This window comes from Rhizobium sp. NPDC090275 (assembly GCF_044772225.1).
Taxonomy (GTDB): Bacteria; Pseudomonadota; Alphaproteobacteria; order Rhizobiales; family Rhizobiaceae; genus Rhizobium.
Genome location: NZ_JBIVYL010000010.1, coordinates 1 through 23,086, shown reverse-complemented (window position 1 = coordinate 23,086; position 23,086 = coordinate 1). Strand labels below are relative to the sequence as shown.

The following is a 23,086-nucleotide window of genomic DNA, read 5'->3' as shown; positions in this document are numbered from 1 at the left end:
AAGGGCGATAACGTAACCGCGTTATCGCCTTTTTTCATTTCGCAGGTCCTTCATGCATCTGACACTCGCCGCCGCCGAGATCCTGGTTTTCGAGGCATTGACCAGAAACCGGGTGAGCGAGGCGAATGCCCGTTCTGTCGCCCGCGCGCTCGTGGCGGCGGAAGCCGCCGGGCAGGGTGGCCATGGGCTGAGGCGCGTCGAGGCCTATTCGAAGCAGGCGAAGGCCGGCAAGGTCGATGGGTTCGCGACGCCATCCCTCGCACGTCCGCTTCCCGCCGTCGTGCAGATCGACGCCAATCACGGATACGCTTATCCGGCTATCGATCTCGCGCTGTCCGCCGTTCCCGATATCGCGCGCGAGCAGGGCATCGTTGCCGTCGCCTTCCGCCGCTCGCATCACGCCGGCGTGCTGGCGCTGACGGTCGAGCGCTTTGCCGAGATGGGGCTGGTGGCGCTGATGGTCGCCAATGCGCCGGCCTCGATGGCGGCCTGGGGCGGCCGCAAGCCTGTGTTCGGCACCAATCCGATCGCCTTTGCCGCACCGGTGCCGGATGCCGATCCCGTTGTCATCGATATGGCTCTGTCGCGGGTTGCGCGCGGCAAGGTGATGGCGGCCAAGCAGAAGGGCGTGCCGATCCCCGACAACTGGGCCTTCGACCGCGATGGACAGCCGACCACCGACGCCGTCGAGGCCTTGGCCGGCACCATGATCCCATCGGGCGAGGCCAAGGGCGCGGCGCTGGCGATGATGGTCGAGATCATGGCCGGCGCGCTCACCGGCGCCAACTTCTCCTTCGAGGCCTCATCGCTGTTCGACGATCAGGGCGACGCGCCGGCGCTCGGCCACATGCTCATCGTCATCAATCCGGATGCCACCGGCGGCGCGATTGCTGCCGCGCGCATGGGCCGGCTCGCCGAGGAGATCACATCCGATCCCGATGTCCGGCTACCCGGCCGCCGCGGCCAGAACGCCCGGCGCGCGGCGATCGAAAACGGTATCGAGGTCGATGACGATTTGATCGCGCTTATCCGGTCGCTCTAGAACCGTTCTAAAATATACCAATTATTTCAAGCCTTTGTGATGGCCTTCAGGTCGCCTAAACTTGAAATCGAGTGCCAAGGAAAATATACCGCTGCAATATCATGGATATCGCAGATGAAATGCCATGGAGGGCATCATGACCGTCTCCCTTAATCGCCTCTCGCAGGCCGCCGCGTTCGGCGCCATGCTTCTTGCCGCGACATCGCTCGCTTCTGGCGCCAAGGCGCAGGAAGATGAGTCCGAAGGGATCGTCGTCTACAACGCCCAGCACCAGAGCCTCGGCCAGGAATGGGTGGATGCCTTCACCAAGGAAACCGGCATCAAGGTGACGATGCGCCAGGGTGGCGACATGCAGTTCGCCAACCAGATCATCCAGGAAGACGAGGCGTCGCCCGCCGACGTATTCCTCACCGAGAATTCACCGGCGATGACTTTGGTCGATGCCGCCGGGCTGTTTGCGCCGATCGACAAGGCAACGCTCGACCAGCTGCCGGAAGAGTTTCGCCCGAAGGACGGCATGTGGGTCGGCATCGCCGCGCGCTCGACCGTGTTTGCCTATGACAAGACCAAGCTCGCCGAGGACAAGCTGCCGAAGTCGATGATGGATCTCGCCGATCCGGCCTGGAAGGGCCGTTGGGGTGCATCCCCCGTCAACGCCGATTTCCAGGCGATCGTCAGCGCGCTCTTGCAGCTGAAGGGCGAAGAGGCGACGGCGGCCTGGCTGAAAGGCCTGAAGGAAAACGCCACCTCCTACAAGAGCAACACGGTTGCCATGAAGGCCGTCAACGCGGGCGAGGTCGAGGGAGCGTTGATCTATCACTACTACTGGTTCGGCGATCAGGCGGCGACCGGCGAAAACAGCAGCAACGTCGCGCTGCACTACTTCAAGAACCAGGATCCGGGCGCCTTCGTCAGCCTATCGGGCGGCGGTATCCTGAAGTCGAGCCAGCACCAGAAAGAGGCGCAGGCCTTCCTGAAGTTCATCACCGGCAAGGCCGGCCAGGGGATCCTGAAGACCGGCACATCCTATGAATATGCCGTCGGCAAGGGTGCAGCCTCCAACGACAAGCTGGTGCCGATGGCCGACCTGCAGGCGCCCGTTGTCGATGCCTCGCAGCTCAACAGCAAGAAGGTGGTCGAGATGATCACTGCCGCTGGCCTGATCTAGCTAGGCGGCTGCCAATCGGTCGCGGGTGCTTCGGGCGAAAACTATTGCTTTTGGCTCAAGAAAACCTTAGGGCAGGACGATAAAGGGCAACCGCTTTCCAACGGCGGTTGCCTTCCTTTTTCAGCGTGTCAAAGGCGGCGGTCTTGCTGCAGGACAACAGATTTCTCAACTCCGGCCAGAACGCGCCGGCAGCCCGGCCGGCACTGGAGCTGGCGCCGCCGCGTCGGCGCATGCCGTATATGCCGGTTGTCGCCTTCGCCGCCATCGTCGCCTTCTTCAGCCTCGTTCCCCTCGGTTTCATCGCCTGGATCACTGTCGATGTCGGCTGGGAAACGGTGAAGCAGCTGGTGTTTCGACCGCGTGTCGGCGAGCTGCTCGTCAATACCGTATTTCTCGAAGTCATCACCGTGCCGCTGTCGATCGTGCTGGCGGTAACGCTTGCCTGGATCACCGAGCGCACCGATGTCCCCTTCGCACGCCTCTGGGCGTGGCTCGCCGTGGCGCCGCTTGCCGTACCTGCCTTCGTGCACTCCTACGCCTGGGTCAGCCTGGTGCCTGGCATGCGCGGGCTGCAGAGCGGCGTCTTCGTTTCGGTGCTCGCCTATTACCCGTTCCTCTATCTGCCCGTCGCTGCAGCCCTTCGCCGGCTCGATCCGGCGATCGAGGATGCGGCCGCCTCGCTCGGGCTTGGGCCCTGGGCGGTGTTCTTCCGCACCATCCTGCCGCAGCTTCGGCTTGCCATCTGCGGCGGCTCGCTTTTGATCGCGCTGCATCTGCTGTCGGAATACGGGCTCTTCGTGATGATCCGCTTCGACACGTTTGCGACCGCGATCGTCGACCAGTTCCAGTCGGCCTACAACAGCCCGGCCGCCAATATGCTCGGTGGCGTGCTGGTCGCCTGCTGCCTGCTTCTGCTCGCGATCGAGGTGCTGGTGCGCGGCAACGAGCGCTATGCCCGCGTCGGCTCCGGCTCGGCGCGCCCGGCCGACCGCCGCCGCCTCGGCTGGTACGCGGTGCCGGCGGTGCTCCTGCCCGTCATCGTCGCGGCGCTGACGCTCGGCGTTCCCTTCGTCACGCTGGTGCGCTGGCTTTATCTCGGCGGCGCCGGTATCTGGCGCGTCGAGGTCGGCAATGCCTTCGTGCAGTCGATCGTGCTGGCGTTTGCCGGCGGAATCCTCGCGACGATCGCCGCCGCCCCCATGGCGTGGCTCTCGGTGCGCGCGCCGGGACGCGTGCAGCGCGTGCTCGAAGCCTGCCACTATTATGTCGGCTCGCTGCCGGGTGTGGTCGTGGCGCTGGCGCTGGTGACGATCACCGTGCGCCTCGTGCTGCCGCTCTACCAGACATTTGCGACGCTGCTGCTCGCCTATATCCTGCTCTTTTTGCCGCGCGCCATGGTCGGCCTTCGCGCCAGCATCGCGCAGGCGCCGGTGGAACTGGAGCGCGCCGCGATGGCGCTGGGGCGCACGCCGGCGCAAGCGGTGCGGCAGATCACCATGCGGCTTGCAGCCCCTGGTGCGGCGGCCAGCATCGCGCTGGTGGCGCTCGGGATCACCAACGAGCTGACGGCGACGCTGATGCTCTCGCCCAACGGTGTCGAGACGCTGGCCACGAAATTCTGGTCGCTGACCAGCGAGATCGATTATGTCGCCGCTGCGCCCTACGCCTTCATGATGGTCGTGCTGTCGCTGCCGCTGACCCTTCTTCTCCATGCTCAATCGAAACGGACTGCCGGACAATGACGCTGCTTACGATCGAAGGTGCCAGCAAGCGTTATGGTCAGGTGCAGGCGCTCGACAACATCTCGCTGGAGGTGACGGCGGGCAGCCGTACCGCCGTGGTCGGCCCGTCCGGCTCCGGCAAGACGACGCTCTTGCGCATCATCGCCGGCTTCGAGCAGCCCGATCAGGGCCGTGTCACGCTCAATGGAGAATTGCTGGCCGATGGGCCGGCGGCGGTGCCCGCGCACAAGCGCGGCATCGGTATCGTCTCGCAGGAAGGCGCGCTGTTTCCGCATCTCGACGTCGCCGGTAATATCGGCTTCGGCATTGCCCGCGGCGCGACCGACCGCGACAAGCGGGTGCTCGACCTGCTCGATATGGTCGAGCTTGATCGCGGCATGCTTACACGCCGCCCGCACCAGCTTTCCGGCGGCCAGCAGCAGCGCGTGGCGCTGGCGCGCGCGCTCGGCCGCGAACCGCGGCTGATGCTGCTCGACGAGCCCTTCTCGGCGCTCGACACGGGCCTGCGCGAAAACATGCGCAAGGCGGTGGCCCGCGTGCTGCAGGCTGCAGGCATCACCAGCATTCTCGTCACCCACGACCAGGCCGAGGCGCTGTCCTACGCCGATCAGGTGGCCGTTCTGCGCGACGGCAAGCTTGTGCAGGCCGGATCGCCGCAATCGCTTTATCTTGCGCCGCGCGACCGCGAGACGGCGCTCTTTCTCGGCGACGCGGTGATGCTGCCGGCGATCATCCGCAACGGACATGCCGATTGCGCGCTCGGTCATGTGGCGGTCGACAGCCAGCATCAGGGCAAGGTCGAGATCATGCTCCGGCCCGAACAGATCCGCGTCGTCACCGACAGCAGCGAGCAGCCCTATGGCGGACGCGTGGTCGAGGTGGATTTCGGCGGCGCGACCTGTACGGTTGCCGTCTCGCTCGACGGCGTGGCATTGCCGCCGATCCTGATCAAAACCTCCAGCGTGGCGCTGCCCTCGCGCGGCGACCGGGTGCGACTGGAGATCGCCGGCAAGGCGCATGTTTTCGTGCGCTGAGGGGTAACCTCTGCACTGGCCGGCGGCTCTCGCGCTTGCCCATCCGCTAAATGCTGTCAGGCGATCTTGCGCTCGGCGTCCTCCGCTTCATCTTCCAGCCAGCCGCCGGTAAAGCCTGCGCGTTCCAGGCCGGTGCGGATGACGTCGGACTTGCGCATCAGGCTCCAGATGAAATCGGAGCGATCGTTTTCGATCGACATGACAAGCAGCCCCTGGTCGATGCCGACACAGCGATCGTCCACCCACCCCTCCGGTCCCGCCGTCTTGACGGATGGGTTGAAGCCGCCGGGGAAGCGGCCCTCGTAGCAGAGGTCGGGATAGGCCTGAAGCAGCGCCCGCGTGCCTGAGATCGCTGCCTCGCGGTCATAGGGCAGGGCGGCAAGCGCGCACCATGGCGCAAGCGTGCCATCATCGGGGCCGAGCGGCGCGCCACGGGCGGCATAGCCCAGCACGCTCGGGCGCCGGTCGCCATGGCGGCTGCGCGATGGTGGTGGACCGTCGGAGGCCGACAGGCCCCAGACATCCCTGGAATAGCCGATGAAATGGCCGGGGTTGCGCTCGGCGTAATCGCGCTGCACCTCGATGCAGATCTGGGTGTTGCGGAAATAATCGCTGTCGCGCGCCGCCATCGGTCTGTCGCGGATGCCGCGAAAATCGATCCAGGCATGCGAGAAGAGGTGGATGAAGAAGGGGCCGGCATAAAGATAGCACTTTTCGCCGAAGAGCATCCACGAGTAGCTCGAGGTGAAGGCGTCGTAGCTCGATTGCGGGATCGGGTGCGTGGGCGAGGCGAGCGCCAACGTGTAGAGCAGCACCGCCTCGTCATAGCCCTGCCAGCGCCAGCGCAGGAAGCCGCTTGAGGGCTTCCAGCCCATGCAGATGGTCTCGCCCTTGTTCAGCGCCCAGTGCCAGTCGATGCGCTCGTAGATCAGCGTCGAGAGCCGGCGGATCTCGGTCTCCGCTTCGTCTTCGCCATCAAAATAGGCGGCTGCCGTCAGCACGCCGGCGACGAGCAGTGTCGTGTCGATGGTCGAGAGCTCGCTGTTCCAGGCGCGGTGGCCGGTGTCCATGTGCAGAAAGTGGTAGAAGAAGCCCCTGTAGCCGATCGCGTGCCGCTCGCGGCCCTGGTGGCCGTTGGCGAAGAAGCAGAGCGTCGTCGTGGTGCGGGCTATCGCGTCCGCTCGCGTCATCCAGCCGCGCTCGACGGCGACGGTGTAGGACGACAGCGCGAAGCCGACGGCCGCGATGCTGCAGGGCACGTTTGCGACCGATGTATCGGCGACAAGCCCGTTATCGGGGTTGGAATGTTTCAGGAAGTAATTGAACGCCGCCTGCTGCAGCCTGTCGACCAGCGCGGCATCTGTTTCCTCGGTCCGTTGCAGCATCTTCTCCCGCCCAATCGGTTATCCTGCCCCTTGCTTCAACATGGGCAGGGGTGATGCGCAAATCAATGTTTTTTGAGGGGTGGGGTTGGGTTGTTGCACCCTTGGCGCATCGCGGGACGGAGAGGAGATTGGTTTCCTGTCTTGAGACGGGAGGCGTCTGCCCTCTCGACCGTCACCCTCGGCCTTGTGCCGAGGGTCTAAGCACGTTTCCGCGAATTCAACGGTGCTGATATTCGCGACGGGGCGGTGTTCGCCGTCGAGTGTCACCCAACTGTCGAAAGCAGGGCGCCAAGTGTCCATTCAAGTTGAGCAAGAGGGACCGTGCTCAGATCCTCGGGACGAGCCCGAGGATGACGGTCGCGCGTGCGGCTTCGTGCGTCGAGTCTAAGGTCGCGCCGATCGATGCGGCCAATCGGCGATCGTATAATTACAATATATCAACTGGTTGGGAATATTTGGAGCGGGCGAAGGGGTTCGAACCCTCGACCCCAACCTTGGCAAGGTTGTGCTCTACCACTGAGCTACACCCGCTCATAATCCCGACGGCCTGTGGTAGTTTGGAGGACCGTGGGCGCCACCTTGCGGCGACGGGCGCTATATCGCCCAAACGATTTTCAAATGCAACAGGGAAATGACGGAAAGGCGAAGAAAAATTTGAAAAGCTTTTCCGGCCCCAGCTAAAATGCCGCAAATGCAGGGAAAAGCGGCGAATAGGCACGTTGCAAAAAAGGGGAGGGAGACGTAATCAGGGGGCGCCTTATCCCAATGCGAGTGCTGGAACGAGCCATGACCGAGAAGACGCCGAAGACCGCAACCGAACTCTACGCCTTTCTCGACGGGCTCGGCATCAAGCACAGCACCAAGACGCATGCGCCGGTGTTCACGGTGGCCGAATCGGTAGCGCTGCGCGACGAGATTCCCGGCGGTCACACCAAGAACCTGTTCGTGAAGGACAAGAAGGACCAGTTCTTCCTGCTTACCGTCGAGGAGAATGCCTCGGTCGACCTGAAGACGGTGCACACGCTGATTGGCGCCGCGAGCAAGGTGTCGTTCGGCAAGCCGGAGAAGCTGATGGAGTATCTGGGCGTCATTCCGGGCTCGGTCACGGCCTTCGGCGCGATCAATGATTCGGATTACAAGGTCACATTCGTTCTTGATGCCGATCTCATGAAGGACGAGATTATCAATTGCCATCCGCTGTCCAACGACGCGACCACGTCGATTGCAAGTGCGGACCTCGTTCGCTTCATGGAAGCGACCGGTCACACGCCGCTTGTCTTGAAAGTGACGTCCTGACATACGATTTTAACGCTAGAAAAGCCGGCTGACCGGCGCGGCGGGAGATACTCATGAGCGGCAACGACAATCCCTACAGCAATTCCTTCGGCCAGATGTCGGCAACGGCGAGCTATGGCGGCGCGCCTGCAGCACCGGCCCAGGCAGCGGCGCCAGCGCCAATGGCGTCCGCCGGCGGCTATATCAAGGATACGACGACGGCGACCTTCAGCAAGGACGTCATCGAGGAGTCGCGCAACCAGCCTGTTCTCGTCGATTTCTGGGCGCCCTGGTGCGGCCCGTGCAAGCAGCTGACACCCGTCATCGAAAAGGTGGTCAACGAGGCGCAGGGCCGCGTCAAGCTCGTGAAGATGAACATCGACGACCATCCGTCGATCGCCGGCCAGCTCGGCATCCAGTCGATCCCCGCCGTCATCGCCTTCGTCGGCGGCCGTCCGGCCGATGGCTTCATGGGTGCGGTGCCCGAAAGCCAGATCCGTGAGTTTATCGATCGCGTCGCCGGTCCGGCGGGTGCCGATCAGGCGGCCGAGATCGAGGCGGTGCTTGTCGAGGCCGATGGTTTGCTTGCCAGCGGCGACATCAATGGCGCCGCACAGCTCTACGGCGCCGTCATGCAGGCCGACCCCGATAATGCCAAGGCGCTCGCCGGCATGGCGCAGTGCATGATTTCAGCCAACCAGCATGAGCGGGCGCGCGAGGCGTTGAACGAACTCCCCGACGAGATGGCCGCCGATCCGGCGATCCAGGCGGTGGTGAAGAAGCTTGAGCAGATCGAGGAAGCCCGCAAGCTCGGCGACCCCGTGGCTCTGGAGCAGGCGCTTGCCGCCAACCCCGACGATCACGAGGCGCGCATGAAGCTCGCCAAGATCCGCAATGTCGAGGGCGCACGCGAGGAAGCGGCCGATCACCTCCTCTACATCATGCGCAAGGACCGGACCTTCGACGACGACGGCGCGCGCCGCCAGCTGTTGCAGTTCTTCGAGGTCTGGGGCTTCAAGGATCCGGCCAGCGTTTCGGGACGGCGCAAGCTTTCGGCGATGCTGTTCTCTTAAGCATCAGCGACATTTCGCCATTCGGTTTGCCGCCATCGACCCTTGCGTTTTCGATGGCGTACCCCACATTCCTTTGGATGCGGACGTGTGGTTTAGGTCCGCCGATTATGCGGGACGAGTGCCGATGCAAGTGGGGAATGCACGATATCTGAAGAGCGGCGATGTGCCTGACACGATCGCCGTCTTCCCCTTGACCGGTGCACTGCTGCTTCCCACCGGCCAGCTCCCTCTCAACATTTTCGAACCCCGCTATCTCGCCATGTTCGACGCGGCGATATCAGGAAACCGGCTGATCGGCATGGTGCAGCCGGCGCTTGGCGAAAGCGACGACAAGAATAGCGAAGGCAATCTCAGCGCCGTCGGCTGCGTCGGGCGCATCACCTCGTTCGCGGAGACCGGCGACGGTCGCTACATCGTCTCGCTCACCGGCGTCTGCCGCTTCCGTCTGCTTGATGAGAAGGACACGCACCAGCCCTACCGCACCTTCCGCATCGCGCCGTTCATTTCCGATCTCTCGGCACGCAACGAAGAGGATGCGGTCGACCGCGCGGCCCTTCTCGCCGCCTTCAAGGCCTATCTCGAGGCCAACAAGCTGGAGGCGGACTGGGAGAGTGTGGAGCGCGCCAGCAACATGACGCTGGTCAATTCGCTGGCGATGATGTCGCCCTTCGGCCCGGCGGAAAAGCAGGCGCTTCTCGAGGCGCCGGATCTGAAGACGCGGGCGGAAACGCTGATCGCCATCACCGAAATCGTCCTTGCCCGGGTCTTCGGTGACTCGGACACGATTTTGCAGTAGAAGCGGTCGCATGGACGAAAAACTGAGCCGCGTCGATCCCAAGCTTCTGGAACTGATGGTCTGCCCACTGACCAAGGGGCGGCTCACCTATGATCGCGAGCACAACGAGCTCGTCTCCGAAAAGGCAAAGCTCGCCTACCCGATCCGCGACGGCATTCCAATCATGCTGGTGTCGGAAGCGCGCGAGATCGAGGAATAGATCAAGCCCCTAAATCGCCTCGCCCGCAAGCAAGCGCGGGTTGCCCGCTGCCGTCGTGCCGGCGGCCTGGCCGATGAAGTAGGATTTCAGGCCCGGCAGGCGGTCGACGAGGCCGAGGCCGAAGTCGCGGGCGATGCGGATCGGCGCTAGGTCGTTGGAAAACAGGCGGTTCAGCACATCGGTGGTCACGCCCATGCGGAAGGTGTCGAAACGGCGCCAGGCCTGGTAGCGCTCTAGAATATTGATCGAGCCGATGTCGAGGCCGAGGCGATCGGCTTCGACGATGGTTTCGGCGAGCGCCGCCACATCCTTGAAGCCGAGATTGAGGCCCTGGCCGGAGATCGGGTGGATGCCGTGGGCGGCGTCACCGGCGAGCGCCAGGCGCGGGGCGACGAAGGCGCGCGCCAGCGTCAGGCCAAGCGGGAAGGCGCGCTTGTCGCCCACCACCTTCAGCGCGCCGAGCTTGTGGCCGAAGCGGCGCTCCAGTTCTTCCTCGAAAATCAGGTCGTCGGAGCGAACCAGCCGGTTGGCATCCGCCGTGGTTTCCGTCCAGACCAGCGAGGAGCGGTTGTCCTTCAGCGGCAGGATGGCGAATGGGCCTGAGGGCAGGAAGTGCTCCTCGGCGCAGCCATTATGCGGACGCTCGTGCTCAACCGTGGTTACGATGCCGGACTGGCCGTATTCCCAATGAACCGTCTTGATGCCCGCGAGATCGCGCAGGTGCGAGCGCACACCATCGCAGGCGACCACGAGTTTGGTCTCGATCGTGCTGCCATCCGACAGCGTGATTTCGGCGTGGGTGTCCAGCGTCTTCAGGCCGGTGGCGCCAAGGCCGTGGGTGATCTCGATGCCGAGGCGTTCGCAGGCGCCGCGCAGAGCGCCGACCATCGCGACATTCGGGATCATGTGGGCGAAGGGCTTGCCGTCCTCGACCTCGCCGTCGAAGGTGAGGAAAACAGGACGGACCGGATCGGAGGTCTTGGAATCGGTGACGATCATCTTGGTGATCGGCTGTGCCGTCGGCTCGATCTCGTTCCAGATGCCGAAAACGTCGAGCATCTTGGTGGCGGCGGCGATGATGGCGGACGCGCGTGGGTCCTTGCGCCAGACGTCTGCGGGGGCTGCCTCGACCACCGCGACATCAAGATGCGGTGCCGCCTGCTTGACCGCGACAGCCATGGAGAGCCCGACATAACCCCCGCCAACCACAAGCATGTCACGCATAACGCCCGTCCCGTTCTTTTAGAATATCCTATTGATCTATATAGATCATCATCACCGCACTTCCTACCTGCTGGAGCCATACAAAATGACGCGCCACACCGAAAAGCCGACCGCGATGGAAACTCTGCTTGCGACGCTCGATCTCGAGCCGATCGAGGTCGATATCTTTCGCGGTACCAGCCCGCAGGTCGGCTGGCAGCGAGTGTTCGGCGGGCAGGTGATCGCGCAGGCGCTGATGGCGGTGCAGCGCACCGTCGAAGCCGAGAGGATGGTGCATTCGCTGCATGCCTATTTCATGCGGCCCGGAGACCCGGCCGTTCCTATCATCTACCAGGTCGAGCGCATCCGTGACGGATCGAGCTTCAACACCCGTCGCGCCACCGCCATCCAGCATGGCAAGGCGATCTTCGCGCTCTCGGCGTCATTCCAGATCGTCGAGCCCGGCTTCGAGCATCAGGCCGCCATGCCCGACGTGCCGATGCCCGAGACGCTGATCGACGAGAACGAGATGGCGAAGCGCTATCTTGCGCACGCACCCGAAGCGATCCGCAGATATTGGGGGCGCGAGCGGCCGATCGAGGTCCGGCCCGTCTCGCTCACGCACTACTTCTCCGACAAGAAACTCGATCCGCTCCAGCATATCTGGGTTCGCGCCAACGGAGCCGTTCCGGACGACTGGCACTGCCAGGCGGCATTGCTGGCCTATATCTCCGACATGACGCTGCTCGACACGTCGCTCTATCCGCACGGCACCTCGATCTTCGACCAGACGATTCAGGTCGCCAGTCTCGATCACTCCATGTGGTTCCATCGCCCGGTCAAGCTCGACGACTGGCTCCTTTATACACAGGACAGCCCATCCGCATCCGGCGCGCGAGGTTTGACGCGCGGTAGCCTCTATACGCGAGATGGTGTCCTGATTGCGTCGGTGGCGCAGGAGGGCTTGATTCGTAATAGGGCAAATGACTAATTCGGATGCAAATTTCTTCGTTTGTGTATTTTTTGAGCGATTATTAGGCAATCATTTGCCTGTTTATTGGCGCTTGTAAATATACTCCTTATTTTTCAATACCTTAACAAATCGTTTCGAATCTGGCACGGCCCTTGAATGTATAAGGCTGGTCGCTGGTCGCAAACGGCAGTGGCAAGGAGAGTCGGCTCCGTGCCGAGGGTAACGAAGGATGGGAAACCAGATGAAAATTGTGATGGCCATTATCAAGCCGTTCAAGCTGGATGAGGTGCGTGAAGCCCTCACCGCGATCGGCATTCAGGGCCTGACCGTGACCGAAGTGAAGGGTTACGGGCGCCAGAAGGGACATACCGAAATCTATCGCGGCACCGAATACGCGGTCAGCTTCCTGCCGAAGCTCAAGATCGAGATCGCCGTCGCAAGCGAGATCGTCGACAAGGCTGTCGAAGCCATCGCCTCGTCGGCCAAGACCGGCCAGATCGGTGACGGCAAGATCTTCGTTTACTCGATCGACCATGCCGTGCGCATCCGTACCGGCGAAACCGACGCAGAAGCGCTGTAAGTAACGGTAGAGCCAAGGAGCTTTTCTCTATGTCAATTTCGAAGTTTTCTCCCACTCTGGCGCGCCTTGCCACTGCGTCCGCGGCGCTTCTCGCGCCGGTCGTCGCCTTCGCGCAGGATGCCGCCACGACGGCCGCTCCGGCCGCTGCTGCCGCTCCGGTTCCGGACAAGGGCGACACCGCCTTCATGTTCATCTCCACGCTTCTCGTGCTGTTCATGATCCTGCCGGGTCTGGCACTGTTCTATGGTGGTCTCGTTCGCGCCAAGAACATGCTGTCGGTGCTGATGCAGTGCACGATGGTTGCCGCCGTCATGATGCTCATCTGGGTCATCTACGGTTACTCCTTCGCCTTCGGCGGCTCCGAGAGCGCCTATTGGGGCGGCACGGCGAAGATGTTCCTCGCCGGCGTCACCAAGGATTCGACCGCTGCGACCTTCTCGCAGGGCGTCGTCATTCCTGAGTTCATCTTCGCGATGTTCCAGATGACCTTCGCAGCGATCACGCCTGCGCTCATCGTCGGCGCCTTCGCCGAGCGCATCAAGTTCTCGGCTGTAGTGCTCTTCTGCGCACTGTGGGCCACCTTCGTCTACTTCCCGATCGCTCACATGGTCTGGGACGCGAACGGCATGCTCTTCAAGATGGGCGCGCTCGACTTCGCCGGCGGTACCGTCGTTCACATCAACGCCGGCGTTGCCGGTCTGATCGGCGCGATCATGGTCGGCAAGCGTACCGGCTTCGGCAAGGACATGATGGCTCCGCACTCGATGACGCTGACCATGGTCGGTGCCTCGATGCTCTGGTTCGGCTGGTTCGGCTTCAACGCCGGCTCCAACCTGGAAGCTTCGGGCGGCGCGATGCTCGCTACCGTCAACACCTTCGTTGCCACGGCTGCTGCCGTCGTTTCGTGGGCTGTCGTTGAAACGCTCACCCGCGGCAAGGCCTCCATGCTCGGCGGCGCTTCCGGTATGGTTGCCGGTCTGGTCGCCATCACGCCGGCTGCCGGCATCGTCGGCCCGATGGGCGCGATCATCATGGGTCTGATCGTTTCGCCGCTGTGCTACTTCTTCGTCTCCGTGGTGAAGAACAAGTTCGGCTACGACGATACCGCTGACGTCTTCGGCGTTCACGGCATCGGCGGCATGTTCGGCGCGATCGCAACCGGCATCTTCGCCAGCGCATCGCTCGGCGGCGTCGGCTATGCCGAAGGCGTCACCATGGGCAGCCAGGTCGTCACGCAGATCACCGCGATCGCTACCACCATCGTATGGTGCGGCGTCGGCTCGGCGATTCTCTACAAGGTCGTCGACGTCATCGTCGGCCTGCGCGTTCCTGTCGAAGCCGAGCGCGAAGGCCTCGACCTCGCAACGCACGGCGAAGCCGCTTACCACTCCTAATCAAGGCTTGCGGCGCCTGAAAACAGGCGCCGCTGAATAGCCCGTCGCGGCTCAATCAACACTTGAGCCGCTTTTGGCCCGGACCTCTCGAAGGTTCGGGCCTTTTTATTTTCCGTTTTTATTTTCCGGGGCACCAGCCAGACCCCGCATGGTTAACATCCCTTTAACCGTCCTTTGGTTAGGTGGAGCGGACGCATTGGGCGCGAAGCGCATTGGCGATTCGCACGCATCAGGCATTGGACGGGTACAACACATGGCAAGAAGCACATCGCCAGCAATGGATGGCCGGCCGGACCGTTTCTCCCTTTCGGGGTTCATTTTCCGGCAGGCGCAGACCCTTTTTGGGTTTGCAATCTTCATTGCGCTGGCACTGGCCGTCGCGGCATTGGCAACCTGGAACGTCGCCGATCCGAGCTATTCCTACGCCACCGGCAACGAGCCCACCAATGTGCTCGGTTATAGCGGTGCCGCCTTCGCCGACATCCTGATGCAATTCTTCGGCCTTGCGAGCGTGGTTGCGCTGCTGCCGGTCGTCGCCTGGGCGCTGGCGCTGATCTCCGGCCGCCGCTTCACCCGCATTCCGGCGCGCGCTGCCGCCTGGGGCCTCGGCTCCGTTCTCTCCTGCGCCGTTCTCGGCTGCTTTCCGCCGCCGCTCACCTGGCCGATCCCCAACGGCATCGGCGGCGTCATCGGCGACATGATCCTGCGCTTTCCGGCGCTGTTCGTCGGCGCCTATCCGACCGGCACGTTTGCCACCGCCGTCGGCTGCATCTTCGCGGTCCCCTGCGTCTGGATGATGCTCTTTGCCGCCGGCATCGTCGGCCGCACCGAAGAGGAAGAGGCCGAAGAGGAAGAAGAAAACTATGCCGCCAGCCGTTCCAAGCTGCGCTCGGTCGGCGATGAGGACGAGGAAGACGACGAGGGCGGCTGGCTTGCCTTCGGCGCGCTGACGCATGCCTGGTACATGAGCCAGGCCCGCATGCGCCGCATGCTCGGCATGGGCCCGCGCAAGCGCAAGCTTGATGACTACGATGCGCCCTACGATTTCAACGATGACGAGTTCGGCAAGCTCAACGAGCCGGTGCGCGCCAAGGCGCCCGCCCGCGGCGAGCGCATGGACCCCTCGATGGATCCGTCGATCGCTCCCCGGGCCGGTTCGCCGCGCCGGGTGGTCTCGGCGCCGTCGATCTCGCTCAACGACGATGACGACGACGATATGGGCTATGACGGCGACATGCCGCCGCGCCCGGCCGATATCCTGCCCGATGACGAGGACGACAATGGCTGGATGATGGGTGCGCCTGCCAAACAGCCCGGCGGCCGCGCCGAGCCGCGCGTGCAGCAGGCTGCCGCCCGTCCCAAGCTCGGCGCCCGTATCGAGCGCGAGCAGCAGGGCTCCTTCATCCGCCCCGAAGGCTTCCAGCTGCCGTCCATGCACCTGCTCGCGGAGCCCAAGGCCGTCGTGCGCGATTCGACGCTGTCGGCCGATGCGCTCGAACAGAACGCCCGCATGCTTGAGGGCGTGCTTGAGGATTTCGGCGTCAAGGGCGAGATCATCCATGTCCGTCCCGGCCCCGTCGTCACGCTTTACGAACTGGAGCCGGCCCCCGGCATCAAGTCGTCGCGCGTCATCGGCCTTGCCGACGACATTGCCCGCTCGATGAGTGCGATCGCCGCCCGCGTTGCCGTCGTGCCCGGCCGCAACGCCATCGGTATCGAACTGCCGAACAATATCCGCGAGACCGTGTATCTGCGCGAGATGATCGCCTCCAGGGATTTCGAGACCTCCAAGGCCAAGCTCGCCATGGCGCTCGGCAAGACGATCGGCGGCGAAGCCGTCATCGCCGACCTCGCCAAGATGCCGCATCTGCTCGTCGCCGGCACCACCGGCTCGGGTAAATCGGTCGCCATCAACACCATGATCCTGTCGCTACTCTACCGGATGACGCCGGAGCAGTGCCGCCTGATCATGATCGACCCGAAGATGCTCGAACTCTCCGTCTATGACGGCATCCCGCATCTGCTCTCGCCCGTCGTCACCGATCCGAAGAAGGCCGTCGTCGCGCTGAAGTGGACGGTGCGGGAGATGGAAGAGCGCTACAAGAAGATGTCGAAGATCGGTGTGCGCAACATCGACGGCTTCAACAGTCGTGTCGAGCAGGCGCTCGCCAAGGGCGAGGCGATCTCGCGTACTGTTCAGACGGGCTTCGACCGGGAGACCGGCGAGGCGATGTACGAGACGGAAGAGTTCGACCTGAAGCCGCTGCCCTATATCGTCGTCATCATCGACGAAATGGCCGACCTGATGATGGTCGCCGGCAAGGACATCGAAGGCGCCGTGCAGCGTCTGGCGCAGATGGCGCGCGCCGCCGGCATCCATGTCATCATGGCCACGCAGCGCCCGTCGGTCGACGTCATCACCGGTACGATCAAGGCCAACTTCCCGACCCGCATTTCCTTCCAGGTAACGTCCAAGATCGACAGCCGCACCATTCTGGGCGAGCAGGGCGCCGAACAGCTTCTCGGCATGGGCGACATGCTCTACATGGCCGGCGGCGGCCGCATCCAGCGTGTCCACGGCCCGTTCGTGGCTGATGGCGAGGTGGAAGACATCGTCGCCTATCTGAAGACGCAGGGCGCGCCGCAATATCTCGATGCCATCACCGCCGATGACGATGAGGATGGCGATTACGGCGGCGGGCCCTCCGGCACCGGCAATCTCGCCGATAGTGACGATCCTTATGACCAGGCCGTCGCCATCGTCCTGCGCGACGGAAAGGCCTCGACCTCTTACGTCCAGCGCCGCCTCGGCATCGGCTACAACCGCGCGGCGTCGCTCATCGAGCGGATGGAGCAGGAGGGCATCATCGGCCCGGCCAACCATGCCGGCAAGCGCGAGATCCTGGTTCCCACCGAAGGCGATATTCTCGACCGGTGAGGGCGCTCGCGCCCTTGATTCCGGCATTTTCAGCGCGATTTATCTCGCATGTACTGGTCCTTCACGGAAACCTGATCGGCGCGAAAACGTTACCTTTGGCCGGTCGCGCCAGGACGCCATGAAGACGCCGCGTTTCGGCAGCATGCAGACTGCATAAAGGAGACTTTCATGAACCACTCCGACACATTCCTGGACCGCCTCACGCTGACACGGCGCCACATGCTGGGCGCGCTTGCTGTCGCGGCTGCGTCCACCGCGCTGCCGCTCAACGTCTTCGCCCAGGCGGCCGCGGCTGCGTCCACAAGCGGCACTGCGCAGGCGATCGCCGACCATTTCTCCTCGGTCGCCACGATGCAGGGCGAGTTCGTGCAGTTCGGCCCCAAGGGTGAGCAGACCGGCGGCAAGTTCTTCATCCAGCGCCCCGGCAAGCTGCGCTTCAACTACGACGATCCGTCGCCGATCCGCGTGATCGCCGATGGCAAGAACGTGGCGATCGGCAACATGAAGCTGAAGACCTGGGATCTATACCCGCTGTCGAAGACACCGCTCAGCCTGCTTCTCGCACAGAAGATCGATCTGTCGGCCGGCTCGGTGAAGAGCGTCAAGGAAGAGTCCGACCTGACGACCATCGCGCTCGGCAACAACACGGTGTTCGGCAATTCGACCATCACCATGATGTTCGACCCGAAGACCTATGACCTGCGCCAATGGACGATCACCGACAACCAGGGCAAGGACACCTCCGTCATGGTGTTCAACGTGAAGACCGGCGTGCAGTTCGACGACAAGGTGTTCAAGGTGCCTTACGAGGTCATCCCAGGGACGGCCGCTTACCGCGATTGATGACGTCGTCTGCGCGTCCATGACCGTTGCAGTCCTGGAGGCGTGCTCAGATCGAAGGGTGTGAGCCTTTTCGTTTCACTGGGTTGTCGCTGCTGCTCGACTATTTCGTCGGCGGCAGGAAGCCTATTCGTCCAGCAAATCCGGCCGTCGCGCGCGGGTCAGCGTCACCGCCTGCTCGCGCCGCCACTTCTCGATCGCGCCGTGATTGCCCGATGTCAGCACCGCGGGGATCTCGCGGCCCTCCCACTCCTGCGGACGCGTATAGTGCGGGTGTTCGAGCATACCGCCCTCGAAGCTTTCGTGCAGACCGGAGAGGTCGTTGCCCATGACGCCGGGGAGGATGCGGACGATGGCGTCGAGGACGGTGAGTGCCGCGGGCTCGCCGCCCGAGAGCACGTAGTCGCCGATCGACACTTCTTCCAGCTGGCGCGCGTCGATGACCCGCTGGTCCACGCCCTCGAAGCGGCCGCAGACGATGATGACGCCGTCGCCGGCTGCCAGTTCGCGCACGCGATTCTGCGTCAGCGGCTTGCCGCGCGGGCTCATCAGGAGGCGCGGGCGGGTGTCGTTTTCGGAGACCGTGTCGATGGCGCGGGCGAGCACGTCGGGTTTCAGCACCATGCCGGCGCCGCCGCCGGCCGGCGTGTCGTCGACGGTGCGGTGCTTGTCGGTGGCGAAGTCGCGGATCTGCACGGGCTCAAGCGCCCACTGGCCACGCTCCATCGCCTTGCCGGCAAGGGAATAGCCGAGATGGCCGGGAAACATCTCCGGGTAGAGTGTCAGGACCGTCGCCCGGAAGGCCATCTTGTCGCTCACTTCTTTTTCTTCGGCTTGTCGCCGCCGGAATTGTCAGGCGTAAACGACGTACCGTCATCGTCGCTGTCGACGAGACCTGAGGCCAGCGGATCGATGGTGATCTTGCCGGCTTCGAGGTCGATCTCCAAGACCGAGGCTTCGGAGAATGGAATCAACACCGGCCGCTTGCCGGGGCCCTTGAGCTCGAGCAGGTCGCCGGCGCCGAAATCGAAGATGCCGGTGACGGTGCCATAGCTGACGCCCTGGTCGTCGACGGCCTCGAGCCCCTCGAGATCGGCATAGAAGAACTCGTCTTCCTCGAGCTCGTCGTCGGGCAGGTTGTCGCGGTCGATATAGAGCTCCAGACCATTCAGCGCCTCGGCTGCATTGCGGTCGTTGATCCCCCGGAAACGGACGACGACGACATTCTTCATCTCGCGGATTTCAAGCACCTCGAAGGTGCGGCCGTCCATGCTGTGCAGGTGGCCGTAATCGCCGAGCGCGGTCGGATCGGCGCTGTAGGACTTGGCGCGCACTTCGCCGCGCAGCCCCTGCGCGCCACCGATCGTTGCCATCAGCACCGGATTTTCTAGCTTTGTCATGGCGTCCCTAATGTCGAAGCCGGAGGTTTGGTTCGTCATAGCCGAAGTGAACGGGAATGGAAACGAAAACGGGCGGCATGTCGCCATGCCGCCCGTTCGATCAAGGCCGAAGCCCGGAATTATTCCGCGGAAGCAGCAGCTTCTGCAGCGTCGGCGATCTTCTGAGCCTTTTCAGCTGCACGCTCCTGAGCGCGCTTGCCGGGCTTTGCCTTTTCCGGGTTGTTCTTGGCTTCGCGCTTTGCAATGCCGGCTTCGTTCAGGAAGCGCAGAACGCGGTCGGTCGGCTGCGCGCCCTGTGCGATCCAGTGGCTGATGCGCTCGGCGTCGAGCTTGACGCGGGCATCGTTGTCCTTGGCGAGCATCGGGTTCCAGGAACCGAGGTTCTCGAGGAAGCGGCCGTCGCGCGGCGAACGGGCGTCAGCGAGAACGATGTGGTAGTACGGGCGCTTCTTGGAACCACCGCGTGCGAGACGAATTTTCAGTGCCATTTTCTTTACTCCTTGGATGTGTCTGAACCGCTTTTTGTTGAAGCGGCCTTGTTACTTTGCAGCAGCGCCGTTTTCGGCGTGATCCGCTGCGATCTGCTCATGATGCCGGATGACTTCCTTGATGACGAAGTTCAGGAACTTCTCGGCGAAATCCGGATCCAGATGTGCGTCTTCGGCAAGCTGCCTCAGACGGGCGATCTGGTATTCCTCGCGCGCCGGGTCTGCCGGCGGCAACTTGTACTTGGCCTTGAGCACGCCGACCTCTTTGGTGCAGCGGAACCGTTCGGCCAGGATATGCACCAGCGCCGCGTCGATATTGTCGATCGACTGGCGATAGCTCAAAAGCTGGGCTTTGATTTCAGGATCAATCATAGTCTGGGCGACCCCTTCACTTCTTCTTTGGCAGGCCGGGAAGGCCCGGGAAACCACCGCCGAGGCCGGGCAGCTTCGCGCCACCGAGACCTGGCAAACCACCGCCACCGAGGCCCGGCATGCCGCCGCCCGGCTTGCCGAGGCCAGCGGCTTCCGCCTGCTTCTGCAAGGCTTCGAGCTGCTTCGGATCGATGTTGGAGAGATCGGGCATGCCGCCCATGCCGCCGCCAAGGCCACCGAGGCCCATCTTGCCGGCAAGGCCGCCCATCATCTGCTTCATCATGCCGCCTTTGCCCTTGCCGCCCATCATCTTCATCATGTCCGCCATCTGGCGGTGCATCTTCAGAAGCTTGTTGATGTCGGAGGCATCGGTGCCGGAGCCGGCCGCGATGCGCTTCTTGCGCGAATGCTTGAGCATGTCGGGGTTGGCGCGCTCGGCCTTGGTCATCGAACTGATGATCGCCAGCTGGCGGCCGAACAGGCTGTCGTTGAGGCCGGCAGAGGCCATCTTGTCCTTCATGCCAGCCATGCCGGGCATCATGCTCATGATGCCGCCCATACCGCCCATCTTCTGCATCTGGCGCAGCTGGTCGGCGAGGTCGTTCAAATCGAACTTGCCCTTGGCCATCTTGGCGGCCATGGCGGCCGCCTTTTCGGCGTCGATGTTTTCGGCGGCGCGCTCAACCAGCGAAACGATGTCGCCCATGCCGAGAATGCGGTCGGCGATACGGCGGGGATGGAACTCTTCGAGTTCGCCCATGCGCTCGCCGACACCGATCAGCTTGATCGGCTTGCCGGTGACGGCACGCATCGAAAGCGCTGCACCGCCACGGCCGTCGCCGTCCATGCGGGTGAGCACGAGGCCGGTGATGCCGACGCGTTCGTCGAAGTTGCGCGCCAGGTTCACGGCGTCCTGACCGGTCAAGCTGTCGGCGACCAGCAGGATTTCATGCGGGTTCGACTTCTTCTTGATGTCGGCCATTTCGACCATCAAGGGCTCGTCGATATGCGTGCGGCCGGCGGTGTCGAGGATGACGACGTCATGGCCGCCGAGCCTGGCTGCCTGCACGGCGCGCGCGGCGATATCGGTCGGCGACTGGCCGGCAATAACAGGCAGCGTGTCGACATTGGTCTGCACGCCGAGCTGTCGCAGCTGCTCCTGGGCGGCCGGGCGTCGCGTATCGAGCGACGCCATCAGGACCTTCTTCTTCTCGCGGTCGGTGAGCCGCTTGGCGATCTTCGCAGACGTCGTCGTCTTACCCGAGCCCTGCAGACCGACCATCATGATGACGACCGGGGCAGCGGCATGCAGGTCAACGCCCACGCCTTCGCCGCCGAGCATCTCGATCAGCTCGTCATGGACGATCTTGACGACCATCTGGCCGGGCTTGATCGACTTCAGGATCTCGGCGCCGACGGCCTTTTCACGGACGCGGTCGGTAAAGGCGCGCACCACGTCGAGCGCGACGTCGGCCTCCAGAAGCGCACGGCGAACCTCGCGCAGCGCTGCGGAAACATCGCTTTCCGAAAGCGCGCCACGGCCTGTCAGTCCATTCAGAATGGATCCAAGACGGTCCTGGAGGTTCTCAAACATCGGCTCTTCCTTGTGATTTCCGGATAGGGAAACCTTGTGCTTTTCCTTGACGAAAACAAGACGCATAGCCAAAAAGCACCCGAGGGCGCATCGCGCTGTCGGGTGTGGACCTCCGGGATCGATTTATACCTTTGCGGGTCCCGGTCGGTGGCTCGAGTCTTGAAGCTCGTCGCAGATTGAGCGGCGGTAAACAGGAAAACGGCCGGAGAGTCAAGGCAATCAGGGCAAATAAGCGGTTTTCGGCCTTTCAAAAGCCGGCACGGCAACCCAAATGCAGAAGCCCGAACAGCAGATCACGGCGACAAGGCTCCCACCGCATGGCAAACGCCAAACCCAAGAATCCGTATTACCAAGGCCCGGTCACCGATCATTTCGACGGCACCCGCTTCTTCAACCCCGGCGGCATCGCGCCCCTCGGCTTCCGCGCCATGCTGCGCTGGCAGTTTAACGGCGAGCGACAGACCTGGCAGAAACAGGTGCCGAGCCCCTTCCCGCAGGCCAAACCCGATGCCCGCGTCGAAGGTGACGGCCTGAGGGTCACCATGGTCGGCCATGCCTCGATGCTGGTGCAGGTGGCAGGCCTCAACATCCTGACCGACCCAGTCTGGTCGGACCGCGTCAGCCCCTTCAGTTTCGCCGGCCTGAAGCGTGTGACGGCCCCCGGCATCCGCTTCGAGGATCTGCCCAAGATCGATCTCGTGCTGGTCTCGCACAATCACTACGACCATCTCGACGTCGCGACGCTGAAGAGGCTGCAGGCCACCCACGGGCCCCACTTCGTTACCCCGCTCGGCAACGACACCATCATCCGCCGCGCCGCGCCCGATGCCAAAATCTCCGTCATGGACTGGGGCGACCGGATCACCGTCTCAGACGGCATCACCATCGACGCCGAGCCGGCGCGCCACTGGTCGGCACGCGGCACTGGTGACCGCAGCATGGCGCTCTGGGCCTCCTTCGTCATCTCGACGCCATCGGGAAAGATCTACCACGTCGGCGACACCGGCTTTCACGACGGCATCAACTATCGCGCGGCTGGTGAGAAACACGGCCCCTTCCGCCTCGCCATCCTGCCCTTCGGCGCCTACGAGCCGCGCTGGTTCATGAAGGGCCAGCACCAGAACCCCGACGAAGCCGTCCGCGGCATGCAACTCGCCAACGCCGCCTACACGGCTGGCCACCACTTCGCGACGTTTCAGCTGACCGACGAGGCGATGGACGCGCCGGTGAAGGCGCTGGAGGTCGCGTTGCGGGAGCATGGGGTGGCAAGGGAGCGGTTCCGGCCGCTGAGGGCGGGCGAGGTGTTCGACGTGCCGTTGGGGTGATGCCGGGTGTTTTTCGCATCCATGGCCGTTGAAGTCCGGGAGGCGTGGTTAGATCCTCGGGACAAGCCCGAGGATGACGTCGAGAATGTATTTTGCCTCTTCGTTTCAATAGGTTACGATCGACCTTCACTCTCTCCATCGTCATCCTCGGGCTCGTCCCGAGGACCTAACACTACTTTGGCAGAATAGATTCTGGGGTTTGAATTAGCCCGTTGCAGTGGGGACATCGGATTATCGTCATTGGTCTGGCGAGTGCGCTGATGAC

The 23,086-nt window shown here is 63.3% G+C and carries 21 protein-coding genes and 1 tRNA gene; 14 read left to right on the top strand and 8 right to left on the bottom strand.

The genetic code is table 11. The features are described 5' to 3' along the window. Positions 1-52: 52 nt before the first annotated feature. The 4 genes from ACIQUB_RS23225 to ACIQUB_RS23210 all read left to right on the top strand — a co-directional run bounded on the left by ACIQUB_RS23225 (position 53) and on the right by ACIQUB_RS23210 (position 4,986). The gene (locus ACIQUB_RS23225; RefSeq protein WP_113238142.1) at positions 53-1,042 is read left to right on the top strand and encodes an Ldh family oxidoreductase; all 990 of its coding nucleotides are present in this window, start codon (positions 53-55) and stop codon (positions 1,040-1,042) included. A 136-nt stretch (positions 1,043-1,178) separates the two neighbouring features. After that, entirely contained in the window at positions 1,179-2,210 is a 1,032-nt protein-coding gene (locus tag ACIQUB_RS23220; protein ID WP_113238267.1) for an iron ABC transporter substrate-binding protein, read from the top strand. A gap of 230 nt (positions 2,211-2,440) precedes the next feature. Further along, positions 2,441-3,952, top strand: coding sequence for an ABC transporter permease (locus ACIQUB_RS23215; RefSeq protein ID WP_402932907.1), 1,512 nt, complete (start codon positions 2,441-2,443; stop codon positions 3,950-3,952). Then, positions 3,949-4,986: an ABC transporter ATP-binding protein gene (locus tag ACIQUB_RS23210; protein WP_113238140.1), complete on the top strand. Its 1,038-nt coding sequence runs from the start codon at positions 3,949-3,951 to the stop codon at positions 4,984-4,986. The genes ACIQUB_RS23215 and ACIQUB_RS23210 overlap by 4 nt, the downstream gene beginning before the upstream one ends. Positions 4,987-5,042: 56 nt before the next feature. Here ACIQUB_RS23210 and ACIQUB_RS23205 read toward each other — a convergent pair whose 3' ends face one another. Together ACIQUB_RS23205 and ACIQUB_RS23200 are read right to left on the bottom strand one after the other, a co-directional pair. Then, positions 5,043-6,371, bottom strand: a complete 1,329-nt coding sequence (locus ACIQUB_RS23205) for a glucoamylase family protein (RefSeq protein WP_113238139.1) — start codon at positions 6,369-6,371, stop codon at positions 5,043-5,045. Between the two features lie 456 nt (positions 6,372-6,827). After that, positions 6,828-6,902: transfer RNA gene (locus ACIQUB_RS23200), tRNA-Gly, on the bottom strand. A gap of 255 nt (positions 6,903-7,157) precedes the next feature. Here ACIQUB_RS23200 and ACIQUB_RS23195 point away from each other — a divergent pair. The 4 genes from ACIQUB_RS23195 (at position 7,158) to ACIQUB_RS23180 (ending at position 9,714) form a co-directional block, all read left to right on the top strand. Continuing rightward, positions 7,158-7,667, top strand: a complete 510-nt coding sequence (locus tag ACIQUB_RS23195) for a prolyl-tRNA synthetase associated domain-containing protein (RefSeq protein WP_113238138.1) — start codon at positions 7,158-7,160, stop codon at positions 7,665-7,667. A 53-nt stretch (positions 7,668-7,720) separates the two neighbouring features. After that, entirely contained in the window at positions 7,721-8,719 is a 999-nt protein-coding gene (trxA, locus tag ACIQUB_RS23190; protein ID WP_113238137.1) for a thioredoxin, read from the top strand. A gap of 124 nt (positions 8,720-8,843) precedes the next feature. Beyond that, positions 8,844-9,515, top strand: coding sequence for an LON peptidase substrate-binding domain-containing protein (locus tag ACIQUB_RS23185; RefSeq protein ID WP_018901897.1), 672 nt, complete (start codon positions 8,844-8,846; stop codon positions 9,513-9,515). A 10-nt stretch (positions 9,516-9,525) separates the two neighbouring features. After that, positions 9,526-9,714 carry a Trm112 family protein gene (locus ACIQUB_RS23180; protein WP_018901898.1) on the top strand — a complete coding sequence of 63 codons (189 nt, stop codon included), beginning with the start codon at positions 9,526-9,528 and terminating at the stop codon, positions 9,712-9,714. A gap of 9 nt (positions 9,715-9,723) precedes the next feature. Here ACIQUB_RS23180 and ACIQUB_RS23175 read toward each other — a convergent pair whose 3' ends face one another. Next, positions 9,724-10,938, bottom strand: a complete 1,215-nt coding sequence (locus ACIQUB_RS23175; protein ID WP_112982808.1) for a ubiquinone biosynthesis hydroxylase — start codon at positions 10,936-10,938, stop codon at positions 9,724-9,726. An 85-nt stretch (positions 10,939-11,023) separates the two neighbouring features. Here ACIQUB_RS23175 and tesB point away from each other — a divergent pair, with 85 nt between their 5' ends. The 5 genes from tesB (at position 11,024) to ACIQUB_RS23150 (ending at position 17,645) form a co-directional block, all read left to right on the top strand. Continuing rightward, complete coding sequence (gene tesB / locus ACIQUB_RS23170) at positions 11,024-11,908, top strand: acyl-CoA thioesterase II (RefSeq protein WP_209191936.1); 885 nt, start codon at positions 11,024-11,026, stop codon at positions 11,906-11,908. A 211-nt stretch (positions 11,909-12,119) separates the two neighbouring features. After that, complete coding sequence (locus tag ACIQUB_RS23165) at positions 12,120-12,470, top strand: P-II family nitrogen regulator (protein WP_047508892.1); 351 nt, start codon at positions 12,120-12,122, stop codon at positions 12,468-12,470. A 29-nt stretch (positions 12,471-12,499) separates the two neighbouring features. Continuing rightward, complete coding sequence (locus ACIQUB_RS23160; protein WP_113238134.1) at positions 12,500-13,864, top strand: ammonium transporter; 1,365 nt, start codon at positions 12,500-12,502, stop codon at positions 13,862-13,864. Positions 13,865-14,117: 253 nt separating this feature from the next. Next, positions 14,118-16,802, top strand: a complete 2,685-nt coding sequence (locus tag ACIQUB_RS23155) for a DNA translocase FtsK 4TM domain-containing protein (protein WP_402932718.1) — start codon at positions 14,118-14,120, stop codon at positions 16,800-16,802. A gap of 168 nt (positions 16,803-16,970) precedes the next feature. Then, positions 16,971-17,645, top strand: a complete 675-nt coding sequence (locus ACIQUB_RS23150; protein ID WP_113197595.1) for an outer membrane lipoprotein carrier protein LolA — start codon at positions 16,971-16,973, stop codon at positions 17,643-17,645. A 123-nt stretch (positions 17,646-17,768) separates the two neighbouring features. Here the strand turns inward: ACIQUB_RS23150 and trmD are convergent, their stop codons facing one another. The 5 genes from trmD to ffh form a co-directional block, all read right to left on the bottom strand. Further along, positions 17,769-18,449 (bottom strand): tRNA (guanosine(37)-N1)-methyltransferase TrmD, encoded by a 681-nt coding sequence (trmD, locus tag ACIQUB_RS23145; RefSeq protein ID WP_113238266.1) that lies wholly within the window; start codon positions 18,447-18,449, stop codon positions 17,769-17,771. 8 nt (positions 18,450-18,457) lie between these two features. Beyond that, on the bottom strand, positions 18,458-19,042 hold the full coding sequence (gene rimM / locus ACIQUB_RS23140) for a ribosome maturation factor RimM (RefSeq protein ID WP_113238265.1): 585 nt from the start codon (positions 19,040-19,042) through the stop codon (positions 18,458-18,460). Positions 19,043-19,161: 119 nt separating this feature from the next. Next, entirely contained in the window at positions 19,162-19,530 is a 369-nt protein-coding gene (gene rpsP / locus ACIQUB_RS23135) for a 30S ribosomal protein S16 (protein ID WP_113238132.1), read from the bottom strand. Positions 19,531-19,581: 51 nt separating this feature from the next. Then, complete coding sequence (locus ACIQUB_RS23130; RefSeq protein ID WP_113238131.1) at positions 19,582-19,902, bottom strand: chorismate mutase; 321 nt, start codon at positions 19,900-19,902, stop codon at positions 19,582-19,584. A gap of 16 nt (positions 19,903-19,918) precedes the next feature. Further along, a complete protein-coding gene (gene ffh, locus ACIQUB_RS23125) occupies positions 19,919-21,496 on the bottom strand; it encodes a signal recognition particle protein (RefSeq protein ID WP_026283622.1) in 1,578 nt (525 codons plus the stop codon). A 317-nt stretch (positions 21,497-21,813) separates the two neighbouring features. Between ffh and ACIQUB_RS23120 the strand changes: the two genes are divergently transcribed. Further along, the gene (locus ACIQUB_RS23120; protein ID WP_113238130.1) at positions 21,814-22,821 is read left to right on the top strand and encodes an MBL fold metallo-hydrolase; all 1,008 of its coding nucleotides are present in this window, start codon (positions 21,814-21,816) and stop codon (positions 22,819-22,821) included. Positions 22,822-23,086: the final 265 nt, after the last annotated feature.

Bases quoted from the DNA above. Each gene is read 5' to 3' on its own strand.
- trxA (WP_113238137.1), top strand. From the start codon at position 7,721: ATGAGCGGCAACGACAATCCCTACAGCAATTCCTTCGGCCAGATGTCG.
- ACIQUB_RS23215 (WP_402932907.1), top strand. From the start codon at position 2,441: ATGCCGTATATGCCGGTTGTCGCCTTCGCCGCCATCGTCGCCTTCTTC.
- ACIQUB_RS23185 (WP_018901897.1), top strand. From the start codon at position 8,844: ATGCAAGTGGGGAATGCACGATATCTGAAGAGCGGCGATGTGCCTGAC.
- ACIQUB_RS23220 (WP_113238267.1), top strand. From the start codon at position 1,179: ATGACCGTCTCCCTTAATCGCCTCTCGCAGGCCGCCGCGTTCGGCGCC.
- ACIQUB_RS23120 (WP_113238130.1), top strand. From the start codon at position 21,814: ATGGCAAACGCCAAACCCAAGAATCCGTATTACCAAGGCCCGGTCACC.
- ACIQUB_RS23130 (WP_113238131.1), bottom strand. From the start codon at position 19,902: ATGATTGATCCTGAAATCAAAGCCCAGCTTTTGAGCTATCGCCAGTCG.
- rimM (WP_113238265.1), bottom strand. From the start codon at position 19,042: ATGACAAAGCTAGAAAATCCGGTGCTGATGGCAACGATCGGTGGCGCG.
- rpsP (WP_113238132.1), bottom strand. From the start codon at position 19,530: ATGGCACTGAAAATTCGTCTCGCACGCGGTGGTTCCAAGAAGCGCCCG.
- ffh (WP_026283622.1), bottom strand. From the start codon at position 21,496: ATGTTTGAGAACCTCCAGGACCGTCTTGGATCCATTCTGAATGGACTG.
- ACIQUB_RS23165 (WP_047508892.1), top strand. From the start codon at position 12,120: ATGGGAAACCAGATGAAAATTGTGATGGCCATTATCAAGCCGTTCAAG.
- ACIQUB_RS23195 (WP_113238138.1), top strand. From the start codon at position 7,158: ATGACCGAGAAGACGCCGAAGACCGCAACCGAACTCTACGCCTTTCTC.
- ACIQUB_RS23160 (WP_113238134.1), top strand. From the start codon at position 12,500: ATGTCAATTTCGAAGTTTTCTCCCACTCTGGCGCGCCTTGCCACTGCG.
- ACIQUB_RS23175 (WP_112982808.1), bottom strand. From the start codon at position 10,938: ATGCGTGACATGCTTGTGGTTGGCGGGGGTTATGTCGGGCTCTCCATG.
- ACIQUB_RS23150 (WP_113197595.1), top strand. From the start codon at position 16,971: ATGAACCACTCCGACACATTCCTGGACCGCCTCACGCTGACACGGCGC.
- ACIQUB_RS23180 (WP_018901898.1), top strand. From the start codon at position 9,526: ATGGACGAAAAACTGAGCCGCGTCGATCCCAAGCTTCTGGAACTGATG.
- ACIQUB_RS23225 (WP_113238142.1), top strand. From the start codon at position 53: ATGCATCTGACACTCGCCGCCGCCGAGATCCTGGTTTTCGAGGCATTG.
- ACIQUB_RS23155 (WP_402932718.1), top strand. From the start codon at position 14,118: ATGGCAAGAAGCACATCGCCAGCAATGGATGGCCGGCCGGACCGTTTC.
- ACIQUB_RS23205 (WP_113238139.1), bottom strand. From the start codon at position 6,371: ATGCTGCAACGGACCGAGGAAACAGATGCCGCGCTGGTCGACAGGCTG.
- tesB (WP_209191936.1), top strand. From the start codon at position 11,024: ATGACGCGCCACACCGAAAAGCCGACCGCGATGGAAACTCTGCTTGCG.
- ACIQUB_RS23210 (WP_113238140.1), top strand. From the start codon at position 3,949: ATGACGCTGCTTACGATCGAAGGTGCCAGCAAGCGTTATGGTCAGGTG.
- trmD (WP_113238266.1), bottom strand. From the start codon at position 18,449: ATGGCCTTCCGGGCGACGGTCCTGACACTCTACCCGGAGATGTTTCCC.